This window comes from Vibrio sp. DNB22_10_4, from assembly GCF_052879755.1.
On sequence record NZ_JBNNXW010000025.1, the window covers coordinates 1 to 25,270 of the forward strand.

General features: G+C 46.9%; 25 protein-coding genes and 1 tRNA gene. 23 read left to right on the forward strand and 3 right to left on the reverse strand.

Annotated elements, in window-relative coordinates:
* Position 1 precedes the first annotated feature (1 nt).
* A tRNA-Gly gene (locus ACVA6Q_RS23930) sits at positions 2 to 77 on the forward strand.
* A 593-nt stretch (positions 78 to 670) separates the two neighbouring features.
* Here ACVA6Q_RS23930 and queG read toward each other — a convergent pair.
* The gene (gene queG / locus ACVA6Q_RS23935; protein ID WP_446649149.1) at positions 671 to 1,798 is read right to left on the reverse strand and encodes a tRNA epoxyqueuosine(34) reductase QueG; all 1,128 of its coding nucleotides are present in this window, start codon (positions 1,796 to 1,798) and stop codon (positions 671 to 673) included.
* Between the two features lie 269 nt (positions 1,799 to 2,067).
* On the opposite strand from queG, the gene tsaE reads away from it, so the two are divergent.
* From tsaE to rlmB, 13 genes are all read left to right on the forward strand, one after another.
* A complete protein-coding gene (gene tsaE, locus ACVA6Q_RS23940; RefSeq protein WP_353497284.1) occupies positions 2,068 to 2,532 on the forward strand; it encodes a tRNA (adenosine(37)-N6)-threonylcarbamoyltransferase complex ATPase subunit type 1 TsaE in 465 nt (154 codons plus the stop codon).
* Between the two features lie 20 nt (positions 2,533 to 2,552).
* Entirely contained in the window at positions 2,553 to 4,244 is a 1,692-nt protein-coding gene (locus tag ACVA6Q_RS23945; protein WP_446649160.1) for a LysM peptidoglycan-binding domain-containing protein, read from the forward strand.
* A gap of 34 nt (positions 4,245 to 4,278) precedes the next feature.
* Positions 4,279 to 6,384, forward strand: a complete 2,106-nt coding sequence (mutL, locus tag ACVA6Q_RS23950; RefSeq protein WP_446649150.1) for a DNA mismatch repair endonuclease MutL — start codon at positions 4,279 to 4,281, stop codon at positions 6,382 to 6,384.
* Positions 6,381 to 7,328 (forward strand): tRNA (adenosine(37)-N6)-dimethylallyltransferase MiaA, encoded by a 948-nt coding sequence (gene miaA, locus ACVA6Q_RS23955; RefSeq protein WP_446649151.1) that lies wholly within the window; start codon positions 6,381 to 6,383, stop codon positions 7,326 to 7,328. The genes mutL and miaA overlap by 4 nt, the downstream gene beginning before the upstream one ends.
* A gap of 188 nt (positions 7,329 to 7,516) precedes the next feature.
* Positions 7,517 to 7,780, forward strand: a complete 264-nt coding sequence (gene hfq, locus ACVA6Q_RS23960; RefSeq protein ID WP_353497281.1) for an RNA chaperone Hfq — start codon at positions 7,517 to 7,519, stop codon at positions 7,778 to 7,780.
* Between the two features lie 44 nt (positions 7,781 to 7,824).
* The gene (gene hflX / locus ACVA6Q_RS23965) at positions 7,825 to 9,114 is read left to right on the forward strand and encodes a ribosome rescue GTPase HflX (protein WP_446649152.1); all 1,290 of its coding nucleotides are present in this window, start codon (positions 7,825 to 7,827) and stop codon (positions 9,112 to 9,114) included.
* Positions 9,115 to 9,159: 45 nt separating this feature from the next.
* Positions 9,160 to 10,377, forward strand: coding sequence for an FtsH protease activity modulator HflK (gene hflK, locus ACVA6Q_RS23970; RefSeq protein ID WP_446649153.1), 1,218 nt, complete (start codon positions 9,160 to 9,162; stop codon positions 10,375 to 10,377).
* 2 nt (positions 10,378 to 10,379) lie between these two features.
* The gene (hflC, locus tag ACVA6Q_RS23975) at positions 10,380 to 11,363 is read left to right on the forward strand and encodes a protease modulator HflC (RefSeq protein WP_446649154.1); all 984 of its coding nucleotides are present in this window, start codon (positions 10,380 to 10,382) and stop codon (positions 11,361 to 11,363) included.
* Between the two features lie 60 nt (positions 11,364 to 11,423).
* Positions 11,424 to 11,612 (forward strand): DUF2065 domain-containing protein, encoded by a 189-nt coding sequence (locus ACVA6Q_RS23980; protein WP_353497277.1) that lies wholly within the window; start codon positions 11,424 to 11,426, stop codon positions 11,610 to 11,612.
* Between the two features lie 133 nt (positions 11,613 to 11,745).
* Complete coding sequence (locus ACVA6Q_RS23985; RefSeq protein WP_353497276.1) at positions 11,746 to 13,062, forward strand: adenylosuccinate synthase; 1,317 nt, start codon at positions 11,746 to 11,748, stop codon at positions 13,060 to 13,062.
* 194 nt (positions 13,063 to 13,256) lie between these two features.
* Positions 13,257 to 13,943 (forward strand): flagellar protein MotX, encoded by a 687-nt coding sequence (gene motX / locus ACVA6Q_RS23990; protein ID WP_446649155.1) that lies wholly within the window; start codon positions 13,257 to 13,259, stop codon positions 13,941 to 13,943.
* A 112-nt stretch (positions 13,944 to 14,055) separates the two neighbouring features.
* The gene (gene rnr, locus ACVA6Q_RS23995; RefSeq protein ID WP_446649156.1) at positions 14,056 to 16,539 is read left to right on the forward strand and encodes a ribonuclease R; all 2,484 of its coding nucleotides are present in this window, start codon (positions 14,056 to 14,058) and stop codon (positions 16,537 to 16,539) included.
* Positions 16,540 to 16,557: 18 nt separating this feature from the next.
* Positions 16,558 to 17,295, forward strand: coding sequence for a 23S rRNA (guanosine(2251)-2'-O)-methyltransferase RlmB (gene rlmB, locus ACVA6Q_RS24000; RefSeq protein ID WP_042478943.1), 738 nt, complete (start codon positions 16,558 to 16,560; stop codon positions 17,293 to 17,295).
* Between the two features lie 144 nt (positions 17,296 to 17,439).
* Here rlmB and ACVA6Q_RS24005 read toward each other — a convergent pair whose 3' ends face one another.
* On the reverse strand, positions 17,440 to 17,667 hold the full coding sequence (locus ACVA6Q_RS24005) for a SlyX family protein (RefSeq protein ID WP_042478959.1): 228 nt from the start codon (positions 17,665 to 17,667) through the stop codon (positions 17,440 to 17,442).
* Between the two features lie 4 nt (positions 17,668 to 17,671).
* Positions 17,672 to 18,652: a WD40 repeat domain-containing protein gene (locus tag ACVA6Q_RS24010; RefSeq protein ID WP_353498738.1), complete on the reverse strand. Its 981-nt coding sequence runs from the start codon at positions 18,650 to 18,652 to the stop codon at positions 17,672 to 17,674.
* Positions 18,653 to 18,818: 166 nt separating this feature from the next.
* Between ACVA6Q_RS24010 and fkpA the strand changes: the two genes are divergently transcribed.
* The 9 genes from fkpA to ACVA6Q_RS24055 all read left to right on the forward strand — a co-directional run.
* The gene (gene fkpA, locus ACVA6Q_RS24015) at positions 18,819 to 19,607 is read left to right on the forward strand and encodes an FKBP-type peptidyl-prolyl cis-trans isomerase (protein ID WP_353497274.1); all 789 of its coding nucleotides are present in this window, start codon (positions 18,819 to 18,821) and stop codon (positions 19,605 to 19,607) included.
* Between the two features lie 204 nt (positions 19,608 to 19,811).
* Positions 19,812 to 20,528, forward strand: a complete 717-nt coding sequence (locus tag ACVA6Q_RS24020) for a helix-turn-helix transcriptional regulator (RefSeq protein WP_042503248.1) — start codon at positions 19,812 to 19,814, stop codon at positions 20,526 to 20,528.
* Positions 20,529 to 20,924: a sulfurtransferase complex subunit TusD gene (gene tusD, locus ACVA6Q_RS24025; RefSeq protein WP_353497273.1), complete on the forward strand. Its 396-nt coding sequence runs from the start codon at positions 20,529 to 20,531 to the stop codon at positions 20,922 to 20,924. It abuts the gene before it with no gap.
* Positions 20,921 to 21,277: a sulfurtransferase complex subunit TusC gene (gene tusC, locus ACVA6Q_RS24030; RefSeq protein ID WP_446649157.1), complete on the forward strand. Its 357-nt coding sequence runs from the start codon at positions 20,921 to 20,923 to the stop codon at positions 21,275 to 21,277. The genes tusD and tusC overlap by 4 nt, the downstream gene beginning before the upstream one ends.
* A gap of 7 nt (positions 21,278 to 21,284) precedes the next feature.
* Positions 21,285 to 21,563: a sulfurtransferase complex subunit TusB gene (gene tusB / locus ACVA6Q_RS24035; RefSeq protein ID WP_446649158.1), complete on the forward strand. Its 279-nt coding sequence runs from the start codon at positions 21,285 to 21,287 to the stop codon at positions 21,561 to 21,563.
* A 175-nt stretch (positions 21,564 to 21,738) separates the two neighbouring features.
* Complete coding sequence (rpsL, locus tag ACVA6Q_RS24040; RefSeq protein WP_004399892.1) at positions 21,739 to 22,113, forward strand: 30S ribosomal protein S12; 375 nt, start codon at positions 21,739 to 21,741, stop codon at positions 22,111 to 22,113.
* A gap of 97 nt (positions 22,114 to 22,210) precedes the next feature.
* On the forward strand, positions 22,211 to 22,681 hold the full coding sequence (rpsG, locus tag ACVA6Q_RS24045; protein WP_042478937.1) for a 30S ribosomal protein S7: 471 nt from the start codon (positions 22,211 to 22,213) through the stop codon (positions 22,679 to 22,681).
* Positions 22,682 to 22,758: 77 nt separating this feature from the next.
* Positions 22,759 to 24,855: an elongation factor G gene (gene fusA, locus ACVA6Q_RS24050; protein WP_446649159.1), complete on the forward strand. Its 2,097-nt coding sequence runs from the start codon at positions 22,759 to 22,761 to the stop codon at positions 24,853 to 24,855.
* A gap of 125 nt (positions 24,856 to 24,980) precedes the next feature.
* Positions 24,981 to 25,270: GTP-binding protein (locus ACVA6Q_RS24055; RefSeq protein WP_446649004.1), on the forward strand; the 290-nt coding region annotated here is incomplete at its 3' end.

Here is a 25,270-nt window from a genome sequence, read left to right on the forward strand (position 1 = left end):
TGCGACACTAGCTCAGTTGGTAGAGCGCAACCTTGCCAAGGTTGAGGTCACGAGTTCGAACCTCGTGTGTCGCTCCATTTTCCCCTAGAAATGGACAAAGACGCGGTCATCTCATAGAGATAGCAAAGTTGAGAAACTTAGTCCCACTACCGCATGCTCTTTCCTAATGCTGAGAAGCATCACTCCCTAAAATTTAAAGCTAAATCATCGTCGATATCATTGGATTACATCGTCGAATTTTTTGCTGTGTACTCTATTTTCTACACACCGCCAAAGCAGTAGGTTATTGCCTTCGCTGAGGGTCAGTTACACTTAAATTAACAGAGTTATCCACATTGCTAAATTGTGGATAAGTTGGTTGATAAATTGTTTTTGAATAGGTATGAAGAGAATAAACTGAAAGATCTTTACATCAATACACACAGTCGACTCAAGACTCGAGTGTCTTTAAGTTGTTGTTTTTTATTGTGTATACCATTTTGTTTTTACTTTTTACTTGACAATAAAATGATCACCAAGTGACATTTATTTGATCCTAGTCATATATTCAATCTGTGTTTAACCTGATTTCTCAACGACTAACTGTCGATGAAAATGTAGTTTTTCCACAAATTCAATTTTGGGATGTCAGTCAAGAAAATTAATTTGATTTTTCTGAGTCCATTGGCGACTAGGCATCACGAGGTAAGCCTTTCTGAACGATGCGAATCAAACGCTGGTTTTTGGATGTTAGTGTGTGATCTGACAAGTTGGGCAATTGGCTTGTTTGTTGCTGAAGAGCCCAGTGTATATGTTCATCAAGCAGTACAGACTGGCCTTGCACTTGTTCTAGTGCATCGATGTAGCGCTGAGAGTAGGGCGCATTACCGATTGCGATAATGATGTTGCGCTGCCACTGCTCATGCCCAATACGTCGAATAGCAGACCCTTCCATGTTCTTAAGAAATGTCGTTTCATCCCAATTAAGCAAAACACACAGATCGGTATCGTTGAAAGCCTGGCGCCTTTGAAAATCTGGTTGCTGGCCAAGCTCCGCAAAGCGATTCCACGGACAAACCAACTGACAATCATCACAGCCATAAATGCGATTCCCCATCGCTGCGCGAAGGGATTCGGGTATTACGCCTTTGTATTCAATCGTGAGATAAGAAATACAGCGTCTCGCATCGACAACACCATTTTCAAGTATGGCACCTGTTGGGCATGACGTGATACATGCGCTGCACTTACCACACTGATTCTCTAGCGGCGTATCAACAGGTAGCGGCAGATCGACAAACAGTTCACCAAGAAAAAACCAAGAGCCGGCGTCTTTATCTAGTAGAAGTGAGTGCTTGCCTGTCCAGCCCAGGCCAGCCTTTTCTGCAATAGGACGTTCGAGCACAGGAGCAGAGTCGACAAAAGGTCGGTAGCCTAGCTCCGAGACTTCTTTCTCGATTCGCTGTCCAAGCTTTTTGAGTTGATTGCGAATCAACTTATGGTAATCGCGACCTAACGCATAGCGGCTAATGTAACCCGCATGCTGGTTTTCTAAATTGGATGCAAAGCCTGCTTCTTCAGGAAGGTAATCCATACGAACGCTAATGATGCGACAGGTATTAGGGTGTAGCTTGTCGGGATGGATGCGTAGGTCTTGGTGAGTTTCCATCCAAGCCATGTCGCCGTGATAACCCGCTTCTAACCACTGCTTGAGTATCGCCTCTTGATCGAGAAGATCGATATCACTGATACCAGCCTTCTGAAAACCGAGTTCTTGTGCCCAAACTTTAATGTCGCTGGCTAGCTTGTCTAAGTCCATCACGATTACCCAAGTAGAAAAGGACGCGTATTCTATACTCAAATGCAATGCGACCCAAGTATGAACGCTAAAAAAGCGTGGATCCACTTGGCCAGAAAAGCGTCTCATTGCTTTGTATAAACTTTCGACGACTATTTTGTGCTTTCACAGTAGGGATAAATTGAAAATAATGGTAAATTTTCTGATTACTTACAGAAGATCACTTGTCTGTGAAAAGCGACACAGTTTACTATTTCGGCTCTCAAAGGCACCACTCAGAGAAAAATGTGATGAGTACTAAAAAATTTTCCTTAGCAGATGAATCAGCAACGATTTTAATTGGAACTAAACTAGCAAATCTTTGTTCAAAACAAACAACAATCTATTTGCACGGTGACCTTGGAGCGGGGAAAACCACCTTTAGTCGCGGCTTTATTCAAAGTCTTGGCCATCAAGGCAACGTAAAAAGCCCAACTTATACCTTGGTTGAACCGTACCAACTTGAAGGATGGAACGTCTATCATTTTGATTTGTATCGTTTAGCGGATCCAGAAGAGCTGGAGTTTATGGGTATTCGCGACTACTTCTCTGAAGATGCTATCTGCTTGGTAGAGTGGCCAGAGAAGGGGCAAGGCATTCTGCCTTCTGCTGATCTAGATATTGATATCCGGTACGTTGGAGACGCAAGGGAAATCGCCTTCACGGCAAATAGCGATTATGGAAAAGAGTTAATTAGTCAGTTGGAGTTAAATTGATCAGTCGTTTTCTTAGCAGCATGATGAAAATCATGCTGCCTTTGTGTTTACTGTTTCCTGCCGTCACTCTTGCTAATGCGCTAGAGGGTATTCGTGTTTGGCCTTCTCCGGATGAAACGCGCGTGGTGATCGACCTCAAGTCCGAAGCGGATTACAGTTATTTCTCATTGAGTGGTCCCTCGCGAATTGTCGTTGACCTTAAAAACACCTCGCTAAACACAAAACTACCTATCGGCGTATCTGATAGCCCCGTGTTGAGTAAGATCCGCAAGAGCTCGCCTCCTAACAAAGGCACTTATCGCCTCGTGTTTGAGTTAAAGAAGTCCGCGACTCCACAGCTTTTTAAGCTCAACCCTACTCCAGGTGGTCAGTACGGCCATCGATTGGTGATTGACCTGCCACATGGCAAAGCAACCAGTCAAGCGACATCGAGTACACCGAAGAGCAAAACGGAGGTCAGCCGTGATGCTTCCCAGCTACGGGGCAATGCCGATATTGTTGTGGCAATTGATGCCGGCCACGGCGGTGAAGATCCAGGCTCAATTGGCCCGACTAAGAAATACGAAAAACACGTTACATTGAGCGTGTCGAAAAAGCTGGCAGCTCAAATTAATGCGATTCCAGGAATGAAGGCAGTATTAACCCGTAGCGGTGACTACTTTGTTAACCTCAACAAACGCTCCAACATCGCTCGTAAGAATGGCGCGCACCTTTTGGTCTCTGTTCACGCTGATGCATTTAGAACGCCGCAGCCTCGTGGTGGCTCTGTGTTTGTATTGAACACACGCCGTGCGAATACTGAAATTGCCCGCTGGGTTGAGAATCATGAACAGCAATCGGAACTGCTTGGTGGCGCGGGAGAAGTGCTCGCTAAAAACACTAACGATAGAAACGTAAGCCAAACACTACTCGATTTGCAGTTTAGCCATTCACAAAAAGAAGGCTATAAGGTTGCAACCAAGATCCTCAAAGAGATGGGTAAGGTCGCACACCTACATAAGAAAGAGCCAGTGAATGCCAGTCTTGCGGTATTGAAGTCGCCAGATATTCCGTCCGTGTTAGTCGAAACGGGCTTTATTTCTAACCCAAGCGAAGAGCGTCTACTAACGACAAGAAGTCACCAAGACAAATTAGCTCGCGCGTTGGCAAAAGCGATTGTTCAATACTTCGAAGCGAACCCACCAGAAGGCACCTTATTTGCTAATCGTGGTCAGCAGCGTAAGCACACCGTGAAACGTGGCGAATCTTTGTCGGTGATTGCTCAGAAATATGGCTCGTCGGTTTCGGCTATTAAGAGTGCGAACAGCCTTAAAAGTACGTCTCTGGCTGTGGGCCAGACCTTGGTTATTCCGGGAAATAGTGCCCCGATTCAAGTGAGCTCTAAAGTAAACACGGTAGAAACCAAGACGCTTACACACACCGTGGTCAAAGGTGACTACTTAGGGAAAGTGGCGAGTAAATACAAAGTGTCGGTGGCGGATATTAAGCGTGAGAACCGCTTAAAATCGGACGTACTTAAGTTGGGTCAAAAGCTGAAGATAACCGTCAACTTAAAAGATCTGCCTCTGCGTAAGCACAAAGTTCAGCGCGGAGAGTACCTAGGCAAAATTGCCTCTCGATATGGCGTGAGCGTCAGTAGTATTCGTGAAGCTAACAAGCTGCGCTCTGATTCACTTGCAGTGGGGCAAGTGCTGCTGATCCCGCACAAGTGATGGATGTTCAAATTGATGGATTCGGAGAAGCGTTGTGACGATTAAGATCTTACCTGCAAGATTGGCGAACCAAATCGCTGCAGGTGAAGTGGTTGAGAGGCCAGCGTCCGTAGTCAAAGAGCTGGTTGAAAATAGCCTAGACTCAGGTGCCACTCGTATCGATATTGATATCGAAAAGGGGGGCGCCAAGCTTATCCGTGTTCGAGATAACGGTAAGGGCATTCCTAAAGACGAGTTGCAATTGGCGTTAAGCCGACATGCGACGTCGAAAATTCATACCCTTGATGACCTTGAAGCCATCATGAGTTTGGGCTTTCGTGGTGAGGCGCTGGCGAGTATTAGCTCGGTAGCAAGACTCACACTGACGTCTCGCCCTGCAACTCAAGAACAAGCTTGGAGTGCATACGCGGAAGGACGCGACATGGCGGTGAAGCTAACCCCTGCTGCCCATCCGATTGGTACCACGCTTGAAGTGTTGGATCTGTTTTTTAATACCCCAGCACGCCGTAAGTTTTTGCGAACAGAAAAGACGGAGTTTAATCATATTGATGAGCTGTTGAAGCGTATCGCGCTGAGCCGCTTTGACGTGTCGATCAATCTCAAACACAACGGCAAACTGGTGCGTCAGTACCGCGCAGCGAAAACAGAACCTCAGTTAGAAAAACGCATAGCCGCAGTATGTGGAGCCGGGTTTGTTCGTCATATGCTTAAAATTGAGCTTGAGCACAATGACCTTAAGCTGCATGGCTGGATCACTACGCCAGAAGGCGCACGCGCGCAGAGTGATCTGCAATACTGCTATGTGAATGGTCGTATGATGAAGGATAAGCTCATCAACCACGCAATTCGCCAGAGCTATGAGAACAGTTTGGCAGCCGATCAGTACGCAGCGTATATCTTGTTTATCGATATCGACCCACATCAGGTTGACGTGAATGTGCACCCAGCCAAACACGAGGTGCGTTTTCATCAAGCAAGATTAGTGCATGACTTTATTTATCAGGCGCTGAGCGACGCACTGGTGCAAGCGAAATCCATTGATGCGCCGGTGACGTCTAACTCGGCATTCAGTCATGTTGAGCCGATAACTGCGTCAGACCAAGTCGAATCAGCTTCTTCTTATGTGCCTGTTGAAATGACACAAGCGCAGCCGCCAGTGTCTTCGGCGACTTCTGGTGGTGCGAGTGTGTCCGAGTCATTGATACAAGCGGTGGAGAGCATCCCCGCTTATCCGGGACGTGCTGATTATCATTCACCAAATACACGTTCAACAAATACGGATTCACCAAGTACTCTTTCGCCAAGTACTCAGTCAGCAAGCGAGCGCACTCAACGTGAATACAGTGAGCCGAATGGCTCTTCCCACAGAGTAGAAGAGCCATACGCTCGTAATGAATGGAACTCGAGTCGAAAAGCTAGTGCATCGAAAGCCAAGCCGCAAGCACAAGAAGCGGCGCCGACGGCAGAAGAAGTTCGCGTTTACCAAGAGCTGATGCAAACACCCGATATAGCAGAGCCGGAAGCGGGAATAGCGGAGGTCTCGCCACTCAAGCAAGATGCCGCCCCTGTATCGATTGAGATTGAGCGCATTGGTAAAGCAATCACTATGGTGGATGCGACATACGTATTGGTGAAAGCAGAGCCGTGTTGCGCACTGGTGTCATTGCGCAGGGCGGAGTTTTATAAGCTGTTTGCTCAGTTGGATCCGAAAGGTCAGCCACTGAGAATGCAGCCACTGCTCGTTCCGCTTTCGCTAAAAGTCAGCGACATGCAGCAGCAAGTGGCTACAGCGCAGCGAGATCTCTTGCTCAGCTTTGGTATCGATCTTGCTGTTCGCAATAAGCAAGCGCTCATGGTGATGGGAGTACCAGCACCGCTCAGGCAGCAAAATTTGCAATTGTTAATTGATGAAATGCTGTCATACTTGGCGTCCCTTGAGCAGCAAGACCTTAGCCCGAGCCGTTTGAGCTTATGGCTAACGAAAAAAGTGCTGCAAGTGAAAAGTAGCTACACTTTATCTGAATCTGTTCAGTTACTCGGTAATCTTGAGCAGCTTTACGACGGTAAGCTACCTTTGAGCGATCCTAAATTTGTCCGCCCTGTCGATTTTACGGCCACAATTGCAGCGTTTTCATCATGAGCCAACAATTACCCTTAGTTCTGTTTTTAATGGGTCCTACCGCTTCTGGTAAGACTGAGTTAGCGATACGTCTTCGTCAGCAATATCCAGTTGAGATTATCAGCGTAGACTCTGCGCTTATCTATAAAGGCATGGATATTGGTACGGCTAAGCCCGATGCCGAGGAGCTCGCATTGGCGCCGCACAGACTGATTGATATTCTCGATCCCGCCGAGTCCTACTCTGCGGCTGACTTTCGTCGTGATGCACTGAATGAAATCGCTAAGATTCACGCAGAAGGTAAGATCCCGCTGCTAGTGGGTGGCACTATGCTCTATTTCAAAGCTTTGCTTCAAGGTTTGTCGCCACTACCAGCCGCCAATCCAGAGATCCGAGCACAAATTGAAAAAGAGTCACAGGAGAAGGGCTGGCAAGCACTCCATAATGAACTAAAACAGATAGATCCTGTCTCAGCAGAGAGGATTCATCCAAATGATCCACAGCGTCTATCACGTGCGCTAGAGGTGTATCGAATCTCTGGTAAGTCATTGACAGAATTGACTGAGACTAAGGGCGAACCACTGCCATTTCGCGTTAAACAATTTGCGGTAGCGCCCAAAGATCGCGCTTTGTTACACAAACGGATTGAATTGCGCTTCGAGAAAATGATACAAGCAGGCTTTGAAGATGAAGTCAAAGCGTTATATGCTCGTGAAGATCTTCACCCAGATCTGCCGTCGATCCGTTGTGTCGGCTACAGACAGATGTGGGAGTACTTAGATGGCGAGAGCACGTTAGATGATGCGATTTTCCGTGGAATCTGCGCGACTCGACAATTGGCCAAGCGACAAATCACCTGGTTAAGGAGTTGGGATGATTTGGTTTGGCTTGATAGCGAACACATTGAGGATTCAATGAAAACTCTCACAGACGCCATAGCATCTGATGGTATTAACTGTGTATAATGTGGGCGCTTTTGCGTAGAAATACCCAAAAAGGAACTGAGTTTTGTTTTCAAAGACGATTGTTGTTCTATGATTATAAAACTAAGGGGTATTTCATTGGTTTAGCTCAGATGCAAAGGCAGCACCAAATTGCAGTGCACCAATAGCTAAATAATTAAAACTACAATACTAATATAAGGAAAATAAAAATGGCTAAGGGGCAATCTCTTCAAGACCCATTCCTAAATGCACTACGTCGCGAGCGTATCCCAGTTTCTATCTACCTAGTGAATGGCATCAAGCTACAAGGTCAGATTGAATCGTTTGATCAGTTTGTGATCCTTCTGAAAAATACTGTAAACCAAATGGTTTACAAGCATGCGATTTCAACGGTTGTTCCAGCCCGTGCTGTTAGCCATCACAGTGGTGAGCGTACTGGCGGTGACCGTCAACAAGAGAAATCTGAAGATTAATAATAAATCTCTTAAAAACAGATATTTAAATAGGAGTTGGTCGCTTGTTTGACCGTTATGAATCGGGTGAGCAGGCTGTACTTGTTCATATCAACTTCACGCAAGAAGGTGAGTGGGAAGATCTCAGCGAATTTGAAATGCTGGTTTCTTCTGCAGGCGTTAACGCGTTGCAAACAGTAACGGGTAGCCGACAATCCCCTCACCCTAAGTACTACGTAGGGGAAGGCAAAGCGCAAGAAATCGCACAAACGGTGCAATTAACCGGTGCGGATATTGTGATTTTTAATCACGCCCTTTCCCCTGCCCAAGAGCGTAACCTTGAAAGTCTGTGTAAATGTCGAGTGTTGGATCGTACCGGTCTGATCCTCGACATTTTTGCCCAACGCGCCCGTACCCACGAAGGTAAGTTGCAAGTTGAGCTAGCACAGCTTCGTCATATCTCGACTCGATTGATCCGAGGTTGGACGCACCTTGAAAGGCAGAAAGGTGGTATCGGTCTGCGTGGTCCCGGCGAAACACAGCTGGAGACTGACCGTCGATTGTTGCGTGATCGTATCAAAGCGATATTGCGTCGCTTGGAGAAGGTTGCTAAGCAACGTGAGCAGGGCAGACGTGCAAGAAGTAGAGCCGAAATCCCAACGATTTCCCTGGTGGGCTACACCAATGCGGGCAAATCTACGCTATTTAACCGCATTACTGAAGCTGGGGTGTACGCAGCTGATCAGCTATTCGCAACCCTAGATCCCACACTAAGAAAGATTGAATTGGCGGACGTAGGTTCGGCAATTTTAGCGGATACGGTCGGATTTATTCGTCATCTTCCGCATGATCTCGTCGCAGCATTTAAGGCAACCTTGCAAGAAACGCAGGAAGCTGACATTTTGTTACATGTTGTCGATGCCAGTGACGAGCGTTTTCGTGAGAATATTCAAGCTGTTCATGACGTGCTAGAAGAAATTGATGCCCATGAGGTACCAACTCTCGTCGTAATGAACAAGATAGATAATCTAGATGGCCAACGTCCACGTATAGAACGTGATGATGAAGGTATTCCGAGAACCGTTTGGGTCTCTGCCATGGAAGGGCAAGGCATCGAACTGTTGTTCGACGCGCTCACAGAGCGTTTAGCAAGCCAAATGGTTCAGTATCAGCTGCGAATTCCACCCCAGTATCAAGGGCGTTTTCGGAGCACATTTTTCCAGATGAATTGTATTCAACGAGAAGAGTATGATTCTGAAGGTAACTTGTTGATTGATATTCGGATGCAACAAGTAGATTGGTCTAGACTTGAAAAAAGAGAAGGGGCAGTTTTGAGTGGCTTTATAGTTACTTAAAGGACTGCTACAGTATAACGTCATACTAAATGATGGAGCTTCCTAATGGCGTGGAATGAGCCTGGTAATAATAATGGAAATAACGGCCGCGATAAGGACCCTTGGGGGAACAACAATCGTGGAGACCGTAATCAAGGCGACCGAAATAACGGTGGTCGTGATCAAGGACCGCCTGATTTAGATGAAGTCTTTAATAAGCTGAGTCAAAAAATCGGTGGTAAATTTGGCAAGCGTGGTGGTGGCGGTAGCCCATCCATTGGCGGCGGCGGCAGTGCAATTGGCTTCGGCGTGATTGTATTGATCGCAGTGGTCATTTGGTTCTTTTCCGGCTTCTACACCATTAGCGAAGGTGAGCGTGGCGTCGTGCTTCGCTTAGGCAAGTTTGACCGCATTGTTGATCCGGGTCTGAACTGGCGTCCTCGCTTTATTGATGAGTATGAACCGGTGAACGTTCAGGCGATTCGCTCTTTGCGCGCCTCTGGTACGATGCTGACAAAAGACGAGAACGTAGTGTCCGTCTCTATGGATGTTCAATACCGCGTCTCTGATCCGTACAAATACTTATTTGTGGTCACTAATGCAGACGATAGCTTGAGCCAGGCAACTGACTCTGCGCTTCGTGCAGTAATCGGTGATTCCCTAATGGATAGTATTCTGACCAGCGGCCGTCAGCAAATCCGTCAGAGCACACAAGAAACATTGAACGAAATCATCGATAACTACGACATGGGTTTGTCTATCGTAGACGTCAACTTCCAGTCGGCGCGTCCGCCTGAGCAAGTTAAAGATGCGTTTGATGACGCTATCGCAGCGCGTGAGGATGAAGAGCGTTTCATCCGTGAAGCCGAAGCGTACAAAAACGAAATCATTCCTAAAGCGACAGGTCGTTCTGAGCGTTTGAAGAAAGAAGCGCAAGGTTACTCTGAACGCATCACTAACGAAGCGCTAGGTCAAGTGGCTCAGTTTGAGAAACTGCTACCTGAATACCAAGCGGCTCCAGAAGTAACGCGTAACCGTCTATACCTCGACACAATGGAAGAGGTTTATTCGAACACGTCTAAGGTGTTGATTGACTCTGAGTCGAGCGGCAACCTTTTGTACCTGCCAATTGATAAGTTAGCGGGCCAAGAGGGAGCTTCTAGCACTCGTAAGCCAAAGGAAACGTCGGTTTATGAAGAGATTCAACTAGATCCTTCAACTACTACTTCTTCATCAAATGACAATTCGTCTCGTAACAACTCGACTCGTCAAGGGAGATACTAATAATGCGTAAATTGATGATACCAGTATTAGTCGTTGCCTTAGCATTGATGCTGATGTCTTTGTTCGTGATCCCTGAGGGTGAGCGTGGCATCGTAATTCGATTTGGTCGTGTTCTTGCTGATGATAACCAGGTTTCTCGTATTTACGAGCCAGGTCTGCATTTCAAGATGCCATTGTTTGACCGCGTGAAAACACTAGACGCGCGTATTCAAACAATGGATGGACGCGGTGACCGTTTCGTTACGTCTGAGAAAAAAGACGTAATCATTAACACCTATGTTAAGTGGAAGATTGAAGATTTCCGTCAATACTACCTAGCAACGGGTGGCGGTGACGCACTAACAGCAGAAGCGCTTCTTGAGCGTAAAGTGACGGACGTACTTCGTTCTGAAATCGGTGCGCGTGAGATTAAACAAATCGTTTCTGGTCCTCGTAACACCGATGTACTTCCTGAGAGTGCAGACAGTGAAGAAGTCACAACAGAAGCGGCTCGCCAAGCACTAGAAATTGATGGTGAACGTGACAAAGTCATGAGCAACGTATTGAGAGATACACGTGATAGTGCCATGACCGATTTGGGTGTTCGAGTGGTGGATTTCCGAATCAAGAAAATCAACCTACCTGATGAAATCAGTGAGTCGATCTACCGTCGTATGCGTGCGGAACGTGAGTCAGTTGCTCGTAAGCACCGCTCGCAAGGTCGTGAGAAGGCTGAGGTTATTCGTGCACAAGCGGAACTAGAAGTGGCAACACTGCTAGCAGAAGCTGACAGAACCGCACGTGTAACACGAGGTGGCGCCGATGCAGAAGCTGCGGCTATCTACTCTGGCGCTTACAGCAAAGATCCTGAGTTCTTTAGCTTCTTACGCTCGCTTTCTGCGTACAAGACGTCTTTTGCGGACAAGAGCGATATCCTCGTTCTGGATCCTAAGAGCGAGTTCTTCCGTTACATGAATGACATGAACGGCGCACCAGCGGCGAAATAAGAGTTTAATAAACCGTATAATAGGGCTCCTTAGGGAGCCCTATCTTTTTGGAGAATAAACATGTCTCAATCATTATGGGTCGCACTAGGTTTGGTTTTGATTGTTGAGGGACTTGGGCCGTTATTAGCACCAAAAGGATGGCGTAATATGGTGTTACAGCTTGCCCAGCAGCCCGACGAGCAGATTCGCAGAGTCGGTGGCTGTCTTGTCGTTGCAGGGGCAGTGATCACGATAATGCTGCTAAACTAGTCGCAAACATTGACTTTTTATTAATCAGCATCAGCTACTTATCCTTGTGTGCCCGCTTTATGCTTAAAAAATGACTGCATAAATGTGATTTCGGTGCTAGAATCCTTTTTTAACTAGCAATCAGATTGGAAAGATGGGAAATAACGTAGTCGTTCTGGGCACCCAATGGGGTGACGAAGGTAAAGGTAAAATCGTAGACCTTTTAACTGAAGATGCAAAATACGTGGTTCGCTACCAAGGCGGTCACAATGCAGGCCACACTCTAGTCATTGACGGTGAAAAAACCGTTCTTCATTTGATTCCATCAGGTATTCTTCGCGACAACATTAAGTGCGTTATCGGTAACGGTGTTGTTCTATCTCCTGAAGCATTAATTAAAGAAATGAAGCCTCTAGAAGAGCGCGGCATTCCAGTACGTGAACGTCTTTTCGTTTCTGAAGCTTGTCCTCTAATTCTTCCTTACCACATCGCTATCGACCAAGCGCGTGAAATCGCTCGTGGCAAGAAAGCGATCGGTACGACTGGTCGTGGTATCGGTCCTGCGTACGAAGACAAAGTTGCTCGTCGCGGCCTACGTGTTGGCGACCTGTTCGACAAAGAAGTGTTCGCAGAGAAACTAAAAGAAGTGATGGAGTTCCATAACTTCCAACTAGAGCACTTCTACAAAGCTGAGACTGTTAGCTACGAAGATGTACTAGAGCAATGCATGGGTTATGCAGATCTACTCACTTCAATGGTTATCGACGTTACTGACGAACTTGACGCAGCGCGCAAGCGTGGCGATAAGATCATGTTCGAAGGTGCTCAAGGTACACTTCTTGATATTGACCACGGTACTTACCCGTACGTAACGTCTTCTAACACTACTGCAGGTGGTGTTGCGGCAGGTTCTGGCTTCGGTCCTCGTCACATCGGTTACATCCTTGGTATTACTAAGGCGTACTGTACTCGTGTAGGTTCAGGTCCATTCCCGACAGAACTTTACGACGGTGTAGACAAGCAAGACCCAATCGGTAAGCACCTAGGTACCGTTGGTCACGAGTTTGGCGCTACGACTGGTCGTCTGCGTCGTACTGGTTGGTTCGATGCAGTGGCAATGCGCCGCGCAATCCAAATCAACTCACTCTCTGGTTTCTGTCTAACTAAGCTAGACGTGCTAGATGGTCTAGAAGAGCTAAAAATCTGTACCGGTTACAAGATGAAAGATGGCTCTATCCTAGAAGTATCGCCAATGGCTGCTGAGTCATTTGAACAAGCGACACCTATCTACGAAACAATGCCAGGTTGGTCTGAGACAACATTTGGTGCAACGTCTATCGAGCAGCTTCCTCAAGCGGCACTAGACTACATCAAGCGCATTGAAGATCTAACGGGCGTACCAGTAGACATCATTTCTACCGGCCCAGACCGTAACGAGACAATTATCAAGGTTCACCCATTCGAATCTTAATCGGTCTCCAAAGACAGCTAAGCCAGCGATAATTCGCTGGCTTTTTTTTACCTGTTATTTAGCTTCTCACACTTCATACTGTGATCTTGTGCCAAGTATTTGACGGCTTTGCCTATGCATAGAAGAAAAGTGGCAAAATATTGCCGTTTTTTCTAAAGCGTGGCGGACGTCTGCCGATAAAAATGAGACCATTGATGAGTTTTGTACAATGGACGGACGTTGAGCATGAGGAGCAGGAAAAAGTGATAAAGCGACACAAACTGGCAGCACTTGTTTGCATGGCGCTACTTGGCTCTGTGAAGTCGGTGCAGAGCAAGGAGCTTGGCGCCCCGATCCCCATTTACTCAGAAGACGAACTGATTGGTTTAATTGAAGAAAACCGCCACCTTGCTCGTGTCAAAGAAGACAACTGCCAGTTGGTTGAAGATATCATGGCACGCGCCACGCGCATCAGCTTACCGTCTTATGAATTCCTTTACGGTGATATGTTGGCTTGGGGTGTTTGTGTGCCTCAAGATGTTGAGCTTGGCCTCTACTATATGGAAAATGCCGCTCATCAAGGCTTACCTGTTGCGCTTGAGCAACTAGGTCGGTACTACTCAAAAGGGACCTTTGTACAGCAGGACAAAGAACGTGCTATCCCGTATTTTCGTGAAGCGGCCTCTATGGGCAACATCGATGCCCGCATCCAACTAGCCGAGCTTCTGCTGCGAGATTATGGCAGTCCACTTGACTACGAAGACGCCTATCGTTGGCTGTACAACTCGATCACACCAGATGGTCGCAAACACAAACGCATTTCTATGTTAAGACGCGGCCTTGAGCAGCGTATGCCGGAAAACATTATTGCTCGCGCTAAGCGTCGCACTGCCTTTTGGTAATCCTAGCCCACCTCTAACGGATGAATTAGATACAGAAAGCTAAAGCAATTCTGTAGCTTATCTGCTGCGTCAGTTATAATCGACCTAACCCTCCTAAAATATAGGTCTGACGATGTCGAAAAAGCCTAGCGATATAAAAGTAGACGACCCTTTTGCTGCAAGAGAGTCTGAGAACTACGAAAACCCCATCCCAAGCCGAGAATTCATCTCTGACTTCCTAGAAAGCGTTAATGTCCCAATGAACAGAAACGATCTGTTTGAAGCCTTGGGGCTGTCTGGTGAAGAGCAGTATGAAGGCTTGCGTCGTCGACTGCGCGCGATGGAGCGTGACGGCCAGTTGGTGTTTACTCGACGTCAATGCTACGCCTTGCCAGATAAGTTAGAAATGATCAAAGGCTATGTCATTGGTCATAAAGATGGCCATGGCTGGGTTCGACCTGAAGGGAGCATGAATAAAGACAATGATGTGCTGTTGCCGCATCATCAAATGCGTACCTTGTTGCACGGTGACTTCGTATTGGTTCAACCGTCCGGTACCGATAAACGAGGCCGAAAAGAGGGCCGCTTAGTTCGCGTGCTTGAGGAGCGCAAGACACAGGTTGTTGGTCGTTTCTTCATGGAATACGGCTATGCCTACGTGGTTGCTGATGATTCCCGCATCAGTCAAGATATCCTGATCCCTAATGAGCACCGAGGCGGTGCACGTATGGGTAATGTGGTTGTGGTTGAAGTGACCGATCGCGGTAGTCGCTCCCGTGGCATGATGGGACAGGTGGTTGAAGTGCTGGGTGAAAATATGGCGCCGGGCATGGAAACACAAATTGCTATTCGCACTCACCAAATTCCTCATGAGTGGCCTGAAGAAGTCGAAAAGCAAGTGAAGCAGTTCGGCGAGTTTGTGCCTGAAGAGGCCAAAGAGGGGCGCGTTGATCTGCGTGACCTGCCTCTTGTCACCATCGATGGTGAAGACGCGCGAGACTTTGACGATGCGGTTTACTGTGAGCGCAAGAAAAGCGGTGGCTGGCGCTTGTGGGTAGCGATTGCGGATGTCAGCTACTATGTCCGCCCAAACACGCCTCTCGACAAAGAAGCTATCGTACGTGGTAACTCGGTCTACTTCCCATCTCAGGTCGTGCCTATGCTTCCTGAAGTACTGTCCAATGGCCTTTGTTCACTCAACCCACAGGTGGATCGCTTGTGTATGGTGTGTGAAATGACCATCTCTGATACAGGTAAGTTGTCGGGCTACAAACATTACGAAGCGGTAATGAACTCTCATGCGCGTCTTACTTACAACAAGGTGAGTGATATTCTAGAGGGTAACGAAGAGCTACGTGAGCGCTATAGCGCCGTGGTTCCTCATCTTCATGAGCTGCACAACATGTATCAAGTACTTAAGCGTGCACGTGATAATCGTGGTGCGATTGAGTTTGAGACCGTTGAAACTAAGTTTATCTTCAATGCCGATCGTAAGATCGACCGCATTGAGCCTGTGGTTCGCAATGACGCTCACAAGATCATCGAAGAATGTATGATTCTGGCGAACATTGCTTCTGCTTCCTTGGTAGAGAAGGCCAAAGAGCCGTCGCTATATCGAGTGCACGAAACTCCGGGTGAAGAGAGACTGCAAGGCTTTAGAGACTTCCTAAGTGAGCTAGGCCTGGACTTATCTGGTGGTCTTGAGCCATCGCCGACCGACTATGCTGAGCTTATTAAAAAGATTGGTGAGCGCCAGGATAAAGAGCTGATTCAAACTATGCTGCTGCGTTCTATGAAGCAGGCAGTTTACAACGCGGACAATGCGGGGCACTTTGGTTTGGCGCTAAAACGCTATGCGCACTTTACTTCACCAATTCGTCGTTACCCAGATTTGCTGTTGCACCGTGCAATCAAGTACCTTATTGCAAAACAAGAAGGTCGTAATACCGACCGCTGGACGCCAACGGGTGGCTACCACTACTCGTTTGACGATATGGATTACTACGGCGAGCAATGTTCGATGACCGAGCGTCGCGCCGACGACGCAACCCGAGATGTGGCAGACTGGCTCAAGTGTGAGTACATGCAAGACCACGTCGGCGAAGAGCTTGAAGGTGTAATTGCCAACGTGACTGGCTTTGGTTTCTTTGTGCGCTTAACAGAGCTGCACATCGATGGCTTGGTACATATTTCATCACTGGCAAATGACTACTATCAATTTGACCCTATTGGTCAGAGACTTATCGGGGAAAGCTTTGGTGCTATCTACAGACTTGGTGATGCTGTTAAGGTTAAAGTGCTATCAGTAAACCTCGATGACAAAAAGATAGACTTTGAATTAGTCGAAACAAGTCGTAAGCTACGCGGCAAAGGAAAGACCGCGAAAAAACGTATGGCTGAAGCTGAGAAGAAAAAAGCCAAAGCGAAACAGCGAGTCGCAGAGGTCAGAGGCAAGCGCAGCCCGAAAGCAGCGAAGCCGATGGTCGAAGCCACAAAACGCCCAGATGGACAGGAAGAGGATGTACTTCCTCACAAACGTAATAAGTCCAAAGCAACCAAATCTCGCAATAACAAAGCGCGCCAAAACAAGGCTCGTGGCAAAGCGAAGAAGAAATAACGAATTCAGGATTATTCCATGAGTAATGAATTTATTTACGGTATCCACGCGATTAAAGCGGTTCTTGAAAAAGATCCAGTGCGCTTTGTGGAAGCCTATGTACTAAAAGGGCGTCAAGACGATCGCTTGATGCCGCTGTTGAACGAACTCAACCAAATTGGTGTGTCGATTCAGCAAATGAACCGAAAAACGTTAGATGACAAAGCCAGCGGTGCCAATCACCAAGGCATTATCGCTAAGGTAAAACCGGCTAAGCAGCTTAATGAAAACGATCTCGATGATGTACTAGCGCAGCATGAACAGCCGCTACTGCTTATCCTAGACGGTGTGACTGACCCGCATAACCTTGGTGCATGCTTGCGCAACGCAGATGCAGCCGGTGTGGCGGCGGTGATTGTACCGAAAGACCGCTCTGCACCCATGACTGCGACGGTCAGCAAGGTAGCATGTGGGGCAGCAGAGACAGTACCACTTATCCGTGTCACTAATTTGGCGCGTACTATGCGTGCGCTGCAAGAGAAAGGTATCTGGATTGTGGGCACAGCAGGTGAAGCAACACATGATATCTATCAAGCGAAGCTGTCTGGCTCTCTAGCTGTTGTGATGGGTGCAGAAGGTGACGGTATGCGTCGTCTAACGCGTGAAACCTGTGACGACCTAATCAAGATCCCTATGGCGGGCGCAGTATCGAGCCTAAACGTGTCAGTGGCATCGGGTATTTGTTTGTTTGAAGCCGTTCGTCAACGCGCGCTCTAGGTATTTAGCTCGAAGATGTCATTCCTGCGCAGGCAGGAATCTACTGAAGGCTTGGTGAAGGCGGTAAGTAGACCCCTGCCTGCGCAGGGGTGACGACAAACTAGTCAAGACTCTGAAAAATAAGAGGTATTTACTAGTGAAATATCAATAGTGGGGAGGCGGTGTCTCTTCCGATGGATCCGCTAAGTTTGAGGTATCCATGTTTTTCACTTTGCCAACCACATATTTCATCTGATCTTGCATCTTGCTGATGAGTAGCTGCTGTTGAGTCAGCGCATCGTTAAGCTCTTCGATAGTTTGCTCTTGGAAGGCCATTTTGCATTCCATATCGTTAATTCTCTCTTCGAGAGCTTGAATCTCTTTATTACTCATAAGGTCACTCACTAATTTTCCAAGCTTGGATGACGCCAGCTGACGAGGCAGAAAGCACGCGCTGGTTGCTCTCAAAGGCGGCATCATACACTACTCCCCGTGGTGGGCGAACATCTTTTAGCAGTTCCACTTCGTAGCCTTCCAGCCTTTTACCCGTTTCGGTATTCCATACCATGAGTCGAGAGGAAGGGGAACCGGTGACAAGTCGCTTACCATCATCAGAAAATCGTGCTGAAGAGAAAATAAGTTGGCGCGTCCAAGTACTTAATTCACTGACTTTATCGCCAGTTTGCAAATCCCAAATAATTGCATCATTACCGGTATCTGAGGTTAGGGCGTAGCGGCCATCACGCTGCAGTTCGACAGTGCCGACTCGTTGTGAATGCTCAAACCTTTGTAATATTTGCCCAGACTCGGTACTCCAAAAATAGCCATTATGATCATTTCCCCCCGAAAGCGCGTATTTTCCATTCGGTGATAAAGCAACAGAATTGACTTTTTCAACATGGGCAAGGAACTCTAGCCGCCTTCCGGTGACTAAATCGATGAATATTGCTTTACCGTTGCTAAGGCCGATTAATACTTCGTCTCCGCTGTTACCTAAGGCAATGTCTTGGATAAGTCCGTCAGCGACAGACCAAAGGCCGGTTGATTGTGACCAAGCCAAATCCCAAATCGCAAAGTTGGTTTGGGTCGCGGTGATGGCAAAGCGGCCATTATCGCTAAAGCGGATGAGGGAAATAATGTTCTCGTCGGGATCTTGAATACCTAAGCGAGATAGGATTTTATTTTGCTCGAGATCCCAAAGCTGAAGGTGTTGCTGCTTGGAATAAAGTAAAGCAAATCGGGCGTCGCGACTAAGCGCAATGGCGGTTGAGCCCTCTAGGGCGAGTTCCCAGCGCTGTTCTGATTCGGTGGAGAATAAGCAGCCATTTAACAAGCCGATGACAATTAGCCACAGCACAGAATGAGATATTATTCGCATCATTACTGTTATTCCACGTTGAGTATTGAGTTTAAGCTAGTATATTTATAGCTTGAGCTAATAGGAAATAGTTACTAGATTTAGTTAGTTACGCATAACTATTGAACAAGTTTTTATAGTATGGCTAGGTATTAAGTCTACAAGAAGTCCATCATTGGAGAAATAAATGAAATCACTATTTAAAGTGTCGCTGCTTGCTGCGACAGTTATGTTGGCAGTCGGTTGTCAAAAAGAAGAAGAACCAAAAGTAGAGCCAGCAGCGCAAGAGCAAGTTCAAGCTGAGACAGGCAAAGCGGTTCACTTTAAAACAGAAGATGACAAAGCAGCTTACGCTATTGGTGTTTCTTTCGCGAACTACCTAAGCACGAGTATTGAGAAACCAGCTGAGTTTGGTATCGAACTGAAAAAAGAGCTGGTTCTTAAAGGTATTGAGCAAGCATTCGCTGGTAATGCTGAGCTAAGCGAAGACGAAATTCGCGCAGCGCTGGAAGGTCTAGACAAGCGTGTTGCTGAAACCATGCAACAGCAAGCGGTTGAGAAAGCAGCGGCAGCAATGAAAGCGGGTGATGATTTCCGCGCTGAGTTTGCTAAGCAAGAAGGTGTGACAGCGACTGAGTCTGGTCTCCTTTACCAAGTAGAGACTGAAGGCACTGGTGAGCAACCAAAAGACACGGATACTGTTCAAGTGCACTACAAGGGTACTTTGATTGACGGTACTCAGTTTGACAGCTCTTACGACCGTGGTGAGCCTGCAACATTCCCTCTTAACCGCGTGATCCCAGGTTGGACTGAGGGTGTTCAGCTAATGAAAGTCGGTTCTAAGTACAAGTTTGTTATCCCGCCACAGCTAGCATACGGTGAGCAAGATACTCCGACTATCCCTGCGAACTCAACGCTAGTATTCGAAGTTGAACTTCTAAAAATTGAAGGCGATGATACTCAAGCAACTCAGTAATGTTTGATTAGTCTCGGAAAAAAGCTCACTTCGGTGAGCTTTTTTTATGGTGGTTTACCGTCCAAGTTGGGGTTGAAGCGATAAAAAAACGCACTTTTTTTGCCCTAAATCACTAGTTCGCGACATACATAGGGTAGCGCTCAAATTTTCTGATAAACTTACGTTAATTTTTTTAAAGCATTTTTTCTTTATCTTTAGGGTCCAATGACTGTGACTGAAATTACCAACCCAGATGAGCTGCTCGAAATGGAGTCCGTCGATGTGGCGCCATTCAGTGAGCACGATAAAATCATCTTACAATCCTATGAAGCGGTGGTAGATGGGCTTGCGAGCTTGATCGGACCGTTCTGTGAAATTGTTTTGCACTCGCTGGAGTCTTTAAATACTTCTGCTGTGAAAATTGCCAATGGTGAAAACACCGGCCGACAGGTTGGCTCACCTATCACAGATTTGGCACTAAAAATGTTGAAAGACATTGAAGGTTCAGAGCGCAATTTCTCCCGCTCTTACTTTACTCGCGCGAAAGGCGGCGTATTGATGAAGTCGATCACTATCGCGATTCGAAATGGTGATAATCGTGTGATAGGGCTGTTGTGTATCAACGTCAACCTCGATGCCCCGTTCTCCCAGATCCTACAATCGTTCATGCCAACGCAAGAAGCAAAAGACGCCGCATCATCGGTTAACTTTGCTAGCGATGTAGAGGAGCTGGTTGACCAAACAGTTGAGCGCACCATCGAAGATATCAATGCTGATAAGTCGGTGTCGAACAACACCAAGAACCGCCAGATAGTGATGGAGCTGTATGATAAGGGTATCTTTGATATTAAAGATGCGATTAACCGCGTTGCCGATAGACTGAATATCTCTAAGCACACGGTTTACCTGTACATTCGTCAGCGTAAAACCGAGGACGAGTAATTGTCTGCTTTGACTTACAGTCTAGTGGTAAATGGTTCCGTGTACGGAAGCCAGTCGGCGCGTAATGCTTACCAATTTGCCAACGCGCTGATTGCCAAAGGGCACAAGCTTGTCAGTGTCTTTTTTTATCAAGATGGCGTTAACAATGCTTCGCGACTAACAGTACCTGCTAACGATGAGTTCGATTTGGTCTCTGCCTGGCAAGTGCTCGCTACAGAGCATGGTGTTCGTTTAGAAACTTGCGTTGCTGCTTCATTGCGCCGTGGTGTGTTAGGGAGCGATGAGGCGTCGCAGCATCAGCGAGATGCCGACAACTTAGCGACCGGTTTCGAGCAAGCTGGGCTAGGTAGTCTTGCCAGTGCGATGCTTACTCAAGATAGGGTGGTGCAGTTTTGACGACATTAGCTTTTGTATTTAACTCACTACCGCATGCGAGTTCGGCTGGTCGTGAAGGGCTGGATGCGCTTCTCGCAACGTCTGCGTTTACTGAAGACATCAAAGTGTTCTTTGTCGGCGATGGTGTGAATCAACTGCGCAAAGGGCAGGAGACTCAGTCTATTCTATCTAGAGACTACATCAGCGCATTCAAACTGATGGATCTTTACGACATTGAGCAAGTGTTTATCTGTGAGCAAAGCCTGCAGCGTTATCGCTTAGTAGAAGAAGATCTGCTTATCTCTGCTCAGGTTATCTCAGCATCCGCGATTGCTGATGAACTCAATCAGTGTCATAAAGTATTAACCTTCTAGGATTACCATGCTGCACATTATTAAAAGCGAAGCAGGCTTCCAACAGGCCAGAACATACCTGAAAAAAGGGGATGACGTCCTTTTTGTCGAGAGTGCGTGCTATCTTGCAACAAGCTGCCTAGAAACAAGCGTAGATACGACTCAAGATTGGCAGTGCTACTTTCTAGAACCAGACATGGATGCGCGTGGCTTGGTTAAAAATGATGATGGGTCTTTGCAAGTTGTCGATTTTAAAGGCTTTGTAGAGCTCACTGAACGTCACATCGCCAGTACGACTTGGGATTAATCCGCCTTCTTATGTCTTAGTCATCGATACTGAGACACGCATATTCCAAAAAAGATCTGTATATTTCTTGACACACCTCTCACTGCTGCATAGAATTTTGCGTCCCTAATTGCCATTGGTGATTGGGGCTAGATTTTTCACAAAGCTTACTTTCAAGTAAATCAGGAGCTAGTTAATGGCAACTATTAACCAGTTGGTACGTAAGCCTCGTGCAAAGCAAGTTGTTAAAAGCAACGTGCCTGCACTAGAAGCGTGCCCACAAAAACGTGGTGTATGTACTCGTGTTTACACTACTACACCAAAAAAACCTAACTCAGCACTTCGTAAAGTATGTCGTGTTCGTCTAACGAACGGCTTCGAAGTAACTTCGTACATCGGCGGTGAAGGTCACAACCTTCAAGAGCACTCAGTTGTTCTAATCCGTGGCGGTCGTGTTAAAGACCTTCCGGGTGTACGTTACCACACTGTTCGCGGCGCACTTGACTGTGCTGGCGTAAATGACCGTAAACAAGGTCGTTCTAAGTACGGTGTGAAGCGTCCTAAGTCTTAATGGATTCCGTTAAGTAAGGCCAAACACTAAATTATTTTTAATTTTTGAAGAAACTGAAAAGTTTTGGATAACCTGAAGAAGACAACGGAGAATATCCATGCCACGTCGTCGCGTAATTGGTCAGCGTAAGATCCTTCCAGATCCAAAGTTCAAATCTGAGCTGCTGGCAAAATTTGTAAACATCGTAATGGTTGACGGTAAGAAATCAACTGCTGAAAAAATCGTTTACGGTGCACTAGAAACTATGGCTGAGAAGTCTGGCAAAGACCACTTAGCTGTATTTGAAGAAGCTCTTGAAAATGTTCGCCCAGCGGTAGAGGTTAAATCTCGCCGTGTAGGTGGTTCAACTTACCAAGTACCTGTAGAAGTTCGTCCGGTTCGCCGTAACGCACTTGCTATGCGTTGGTTGGTTGAAGCTGCGCGTAAGCGTGGTGAAAAATCTATGGCTCAACGCCTAGCTGCTGAAATGCTAGACGCGTCTGAGAACAAAGGTACTGCGGTTAAGAAACGTGAAGACGTTCACCGCATGGCTGACGCTAACAAAGCGTTTGCTCATTACCGCTGGTAATACCTTTTCAGTGCTGCGAGGTTCTCTCGCAGCACTTTTCTATACTCTAAGGTTAACCTTAGTAAGAGGATACAATCGTGGCTCGTAAAACTCCTATTGAGCGCTATCGTAATATCGGTATCGTTGCTCACGTAGATGCAGGTAAAACAACCACAAGTGAGCGTATTCTGTTCTACACTGGCCTTTCTCACAAAATCGGCGAAGTTCACGATGGTGCTGCAACCATGGACTGGATGGAGCAGGAGCAAGAGCGTGGTATCACTATCACATCTGCTGCGACTACTACCTTCTGGCGTGGTATGGAAGCACAATTCCAAGATCATCGCGTAAACATCATTGATACCCCTGGACACGTTGACTTTACTATCGAAGTAGAGCGTTCTTTGCGTGTGCTTGATGGTGCAGTGGTTGTATTCTGTGGCTCATCAGGTGTTGAACCTCAGTCTGAAACTGTATGGCGTCAAGCTGATAAATATCACGTTCCACGTATGGTATTTGTGAACAAGATGGACCGTGCAGGCGCAGACTTCCTACGCGTTGTGGACCAAATTAAAGATCGTCTTGGTGCGAACCCAATTCCAATCCAATTAAACATTGGTGCAGAAGATGAGTTCAAAGGTGTCATCGACCTTATCAAGATGAAAGCAATCAACTGGAATGATGCCGATCAAGGCATGACCTTCACTTACGAAGAGATTCCAGCAGAACTGCAAGATGAAGCTGAAGAGTGGCGCAACAACATGGTTGAAGCCGCTGCAGAAGCAAGCGAAGAGTTAATGGATAAATACCTTGAAGAAGGCGAACTAACGGAAGCTGAAATCAAGGCGGGTCTACGTACTCGTACACTAAATAACGAAATTGTACTCGCAACATGTGGTAGTGCATTTAAGAACAAAGGTGTGCAAGCGGTACTAGACGCGGTTATCGAATACCTTCCTTCTCCAGTAGACGTACCTGCGATTAAAGGTATCGACGACGATGAGAACGAAGTGGAGCGTCACGCTGACGACAACGAACCATTCGCTGCACTTGCATTTAAGATTGCAACTGACCCGTTTGTGGGCACCCTTGCGTTTATGCGCGTTTACTCAGGTGTCGTAAACTCGGGTGATGCCGTTTATAACTCAGTGAAGCAAAAGCGTGAACGCTTTGGCCGTATCGTTCAGATGCACTCGAATAAGCGCGAAGAAGTAAAAGAAGTTCGTGCGGGTGACATTGCAGCAGCGATTGGTCTGAAAGACGTAACAACAGGTGATACCCTATGTGACCAGAACCACAAAGTGATTCTTGAGCGCATGGAGTTCCCTGAGCCAGTTATTCAGATCGCGGTAGAGCCTCGCTCTCAAGCTGACCAAGAGAAAATGGGTATTGCGCTAGGTAAACTGGCAGCAGAAGACCCGTCGTTCCGTGTGGAAACCGATGACGAAACTGGCCAAACGCTAATTTCAGGTATGGGTGAGCTTCACCTAGACATCATCGTAGACCGTATGAAGCGTGAATTCAGTGTTGATTGTAATGTGGGTAAACCTCAGGTTGCGTACCGTGAAACTATTCGCGGCAGCACAGAAGTTGAAGGCAAATTTGTTCGCCAATCAGGTGGTCGTGGTCAATATGGTCACGTATGGCTTAAGCTTGAGCCGTCTGAAGCGGGTGAAGGGTTTGTGTTCGTTGACGAGATCGTGGGTGGTGTGGTTCCTAAGGAATACATCAGCTCGGTATCGAAAGGTATCGAAGAGCAGATGAACAACGGTGTGCTTGCTGGCTATCCTGTACTGGATATCAAAGCGACACTGTATGATGGCTCTTACCATGATGTCGACTCTAGCGAGATGGCGTTTAAGATCGCCGGCTCGATGGCCTTCAGAAAAGGTGCGCTTGAAGCACTACCTGTTCTGCTTGAGCCAATGATGAAGGTTGAAGTAACTACTCCAGAAGATTGGATGGGTGATGTTGTTGGTGACCTTAACCGTCGCCGCGGCATGATCGAAGGTATGGATGACGGCCACGCAGGCCTTAAGATCATCCGTGCACAAGTACCGCTCTCTGAGATGTTTGGTTACGCAACTGACTTGCGTAGTGCGACCCAAGGTCGCGCATCATATTCTATGGAATTTAGCGAGTATGCTGAGACTCCAAAGAATGTGGCTGATGCGATTATTGCACAGCGCAGCTAATCAGCTATTGTTTAGTAATGAATCTGTTGCGTTGAGTAAAATTGACGCATAAAATAGCAAATTCTGGCGCGCCCCGACTTTAAACTTGTTCTCGGGGCGAATCATAACTAGGAAGGAACACGATCGTGTCTAAAGAAAAATTTGAACGTACTAAACCGCACGTTAACGTTGGTACTATCGGCCACGTTGACCACGGTAAAACAACTCTAACTGCAGCTATCTGTACTACTCTTGCTAAAGTTTACGGCGGTGTAGCTAAAGACTTCGCATCTATCGATAACGCTCCAGAAGAGCGTGAGCGTGGTATCACTATCGCTACTTCTCACGTAGAGTACGACACTCCAGCACGTCACTACGCACACGTAGACTGTCCAGGACACGCGGATTATGTTAAGAACATGATCACAGGTGCTGC

Bases quoted from the DNA above. Each gene is read 5' to 3' on its own strand.
- queG (WP_446649149.1), bottom strand. From the start codon at position 1,798: ATGGACTTAGACAAGCTAGCCAGCGACATTAAAGTTTGGGCACAAGAA.
- tsaE (WP_353497284.1), top strand. From the start codon at position 2,068: ATGAGTACTAAAAAATTTTCCTTAGCAGATGAATCAGCAACGATTTTA.
- ACVA6Q_RS23945 (WP_446649160.1), top strand. From the start codon at position 2,553: ATGATGAAAATCATGCTGCCTTTGTGTTTACTGTTTCCTGCCGTCACT.
- miaA (WP_446649151.1), top strand. From the start codon at position 6,381: ATGAGCCAACAATTACCCTTAGTTCTGTTTTTAATGGGTCCTACCGCT.
- hfq (WP_353497281.1), top strand. From the start codon at position 7,517: ATGGCTAAGGGGCAATCTCTTCAAGACCCATTCCTAAATGCACTACGT.
- hflK (WP_446649153.1), top strand. From the start codon at position 9,160: ATGGCGTGGAATGAGCCTGGTAATAATAATGGAAATAACGGCCGCGAT.
- hflC (WP_446649154.1), top strand. From the start codon at position 10,380: ATGCGTAAATTGATGATACCAGTATTAGTCGTTGCCTTAGCATTGATG.
- ACVA6Q_RS23980 (WP_353497277.1), top strand. From the start codon at position 11,424: ATGTCTCAATCATTATGGGTCGCACTAGGTTTGGTTTTGATTGTTGAG.
- ACVA6Q_RS23985 (WP_353497276.1), top strand. From the start codon at position 11,746: ATGGGAAATAACGTAGTCGTTCTGGGCACCCAATGGGGTGACGAAGGT.
- motX (WP_446649155.1), top strand. From the start codon at position 13,257: ATGAGTTTTGTACAATGGACGGACGTTGAGCATGAGGAGCAGGAAAAA.
- rnr (WP_446649156.1), top strand. From the start codon at position 14,056: ATGTCGAAAAAGCCTAGCGATATAAAAGTAGACGACCCTTTTGCTGCA.
- rlmB (WP_042478943.1), top strand. From the start codon at position 16,558: ATGAGTAATGAATTTATTTACGGTATCCACGCGATTAAAGCGGTTCTT.
- ACVA6Q_RS24005 (WP_042478959.1), bottom strand. From the start codon at position 17,667: ATGAGTAATAAAGAGATTCAAGCTCTCGAAGAGAGAATTAACGATATG.
- ACVA6Q_RS24010 (WP_353498738.1), bottom strand. From the start codon at position 18,652: ATGCGAATAATATCTCATTCTGTGCTGTGGCTAATTGTCATCGGCTTG.
- fkpA (WP_353497274.1), top strand. From the start codon at position 18,819: ATGAAATCACTATTTAAAGTGTCGCTGCTTGCTGCGACAGTTATGTTG.
- ACVA6Q_RS24020 (WP_042503248.1), top strand. From the start codon at position 19,812: ATGACTGTGACTGAAATTACCAACCCAGATGAGCTGCTCGAAATGGAG.
- tusB (WP_446649158.1), top strand. From the start codon at position 21,285: ATGCTGCACATTATTAAAAGCGAAGCAGGCTTCCAACAGGCCAGAACA.
- rpsL (WP_004399892.1), top strand. From the start codon at position 21,739: ATGGCAACTATTAACCAGTTGGTACGTAAGCCTCGTGCAAAGCAAGTT.
- rpsG (WP_042478937.1), top strand. From the start codon at position 22,211: ATGCCACGTCGTCGCGTAATTGGTCAGCGTAAGATCCTTCCAGATCCA.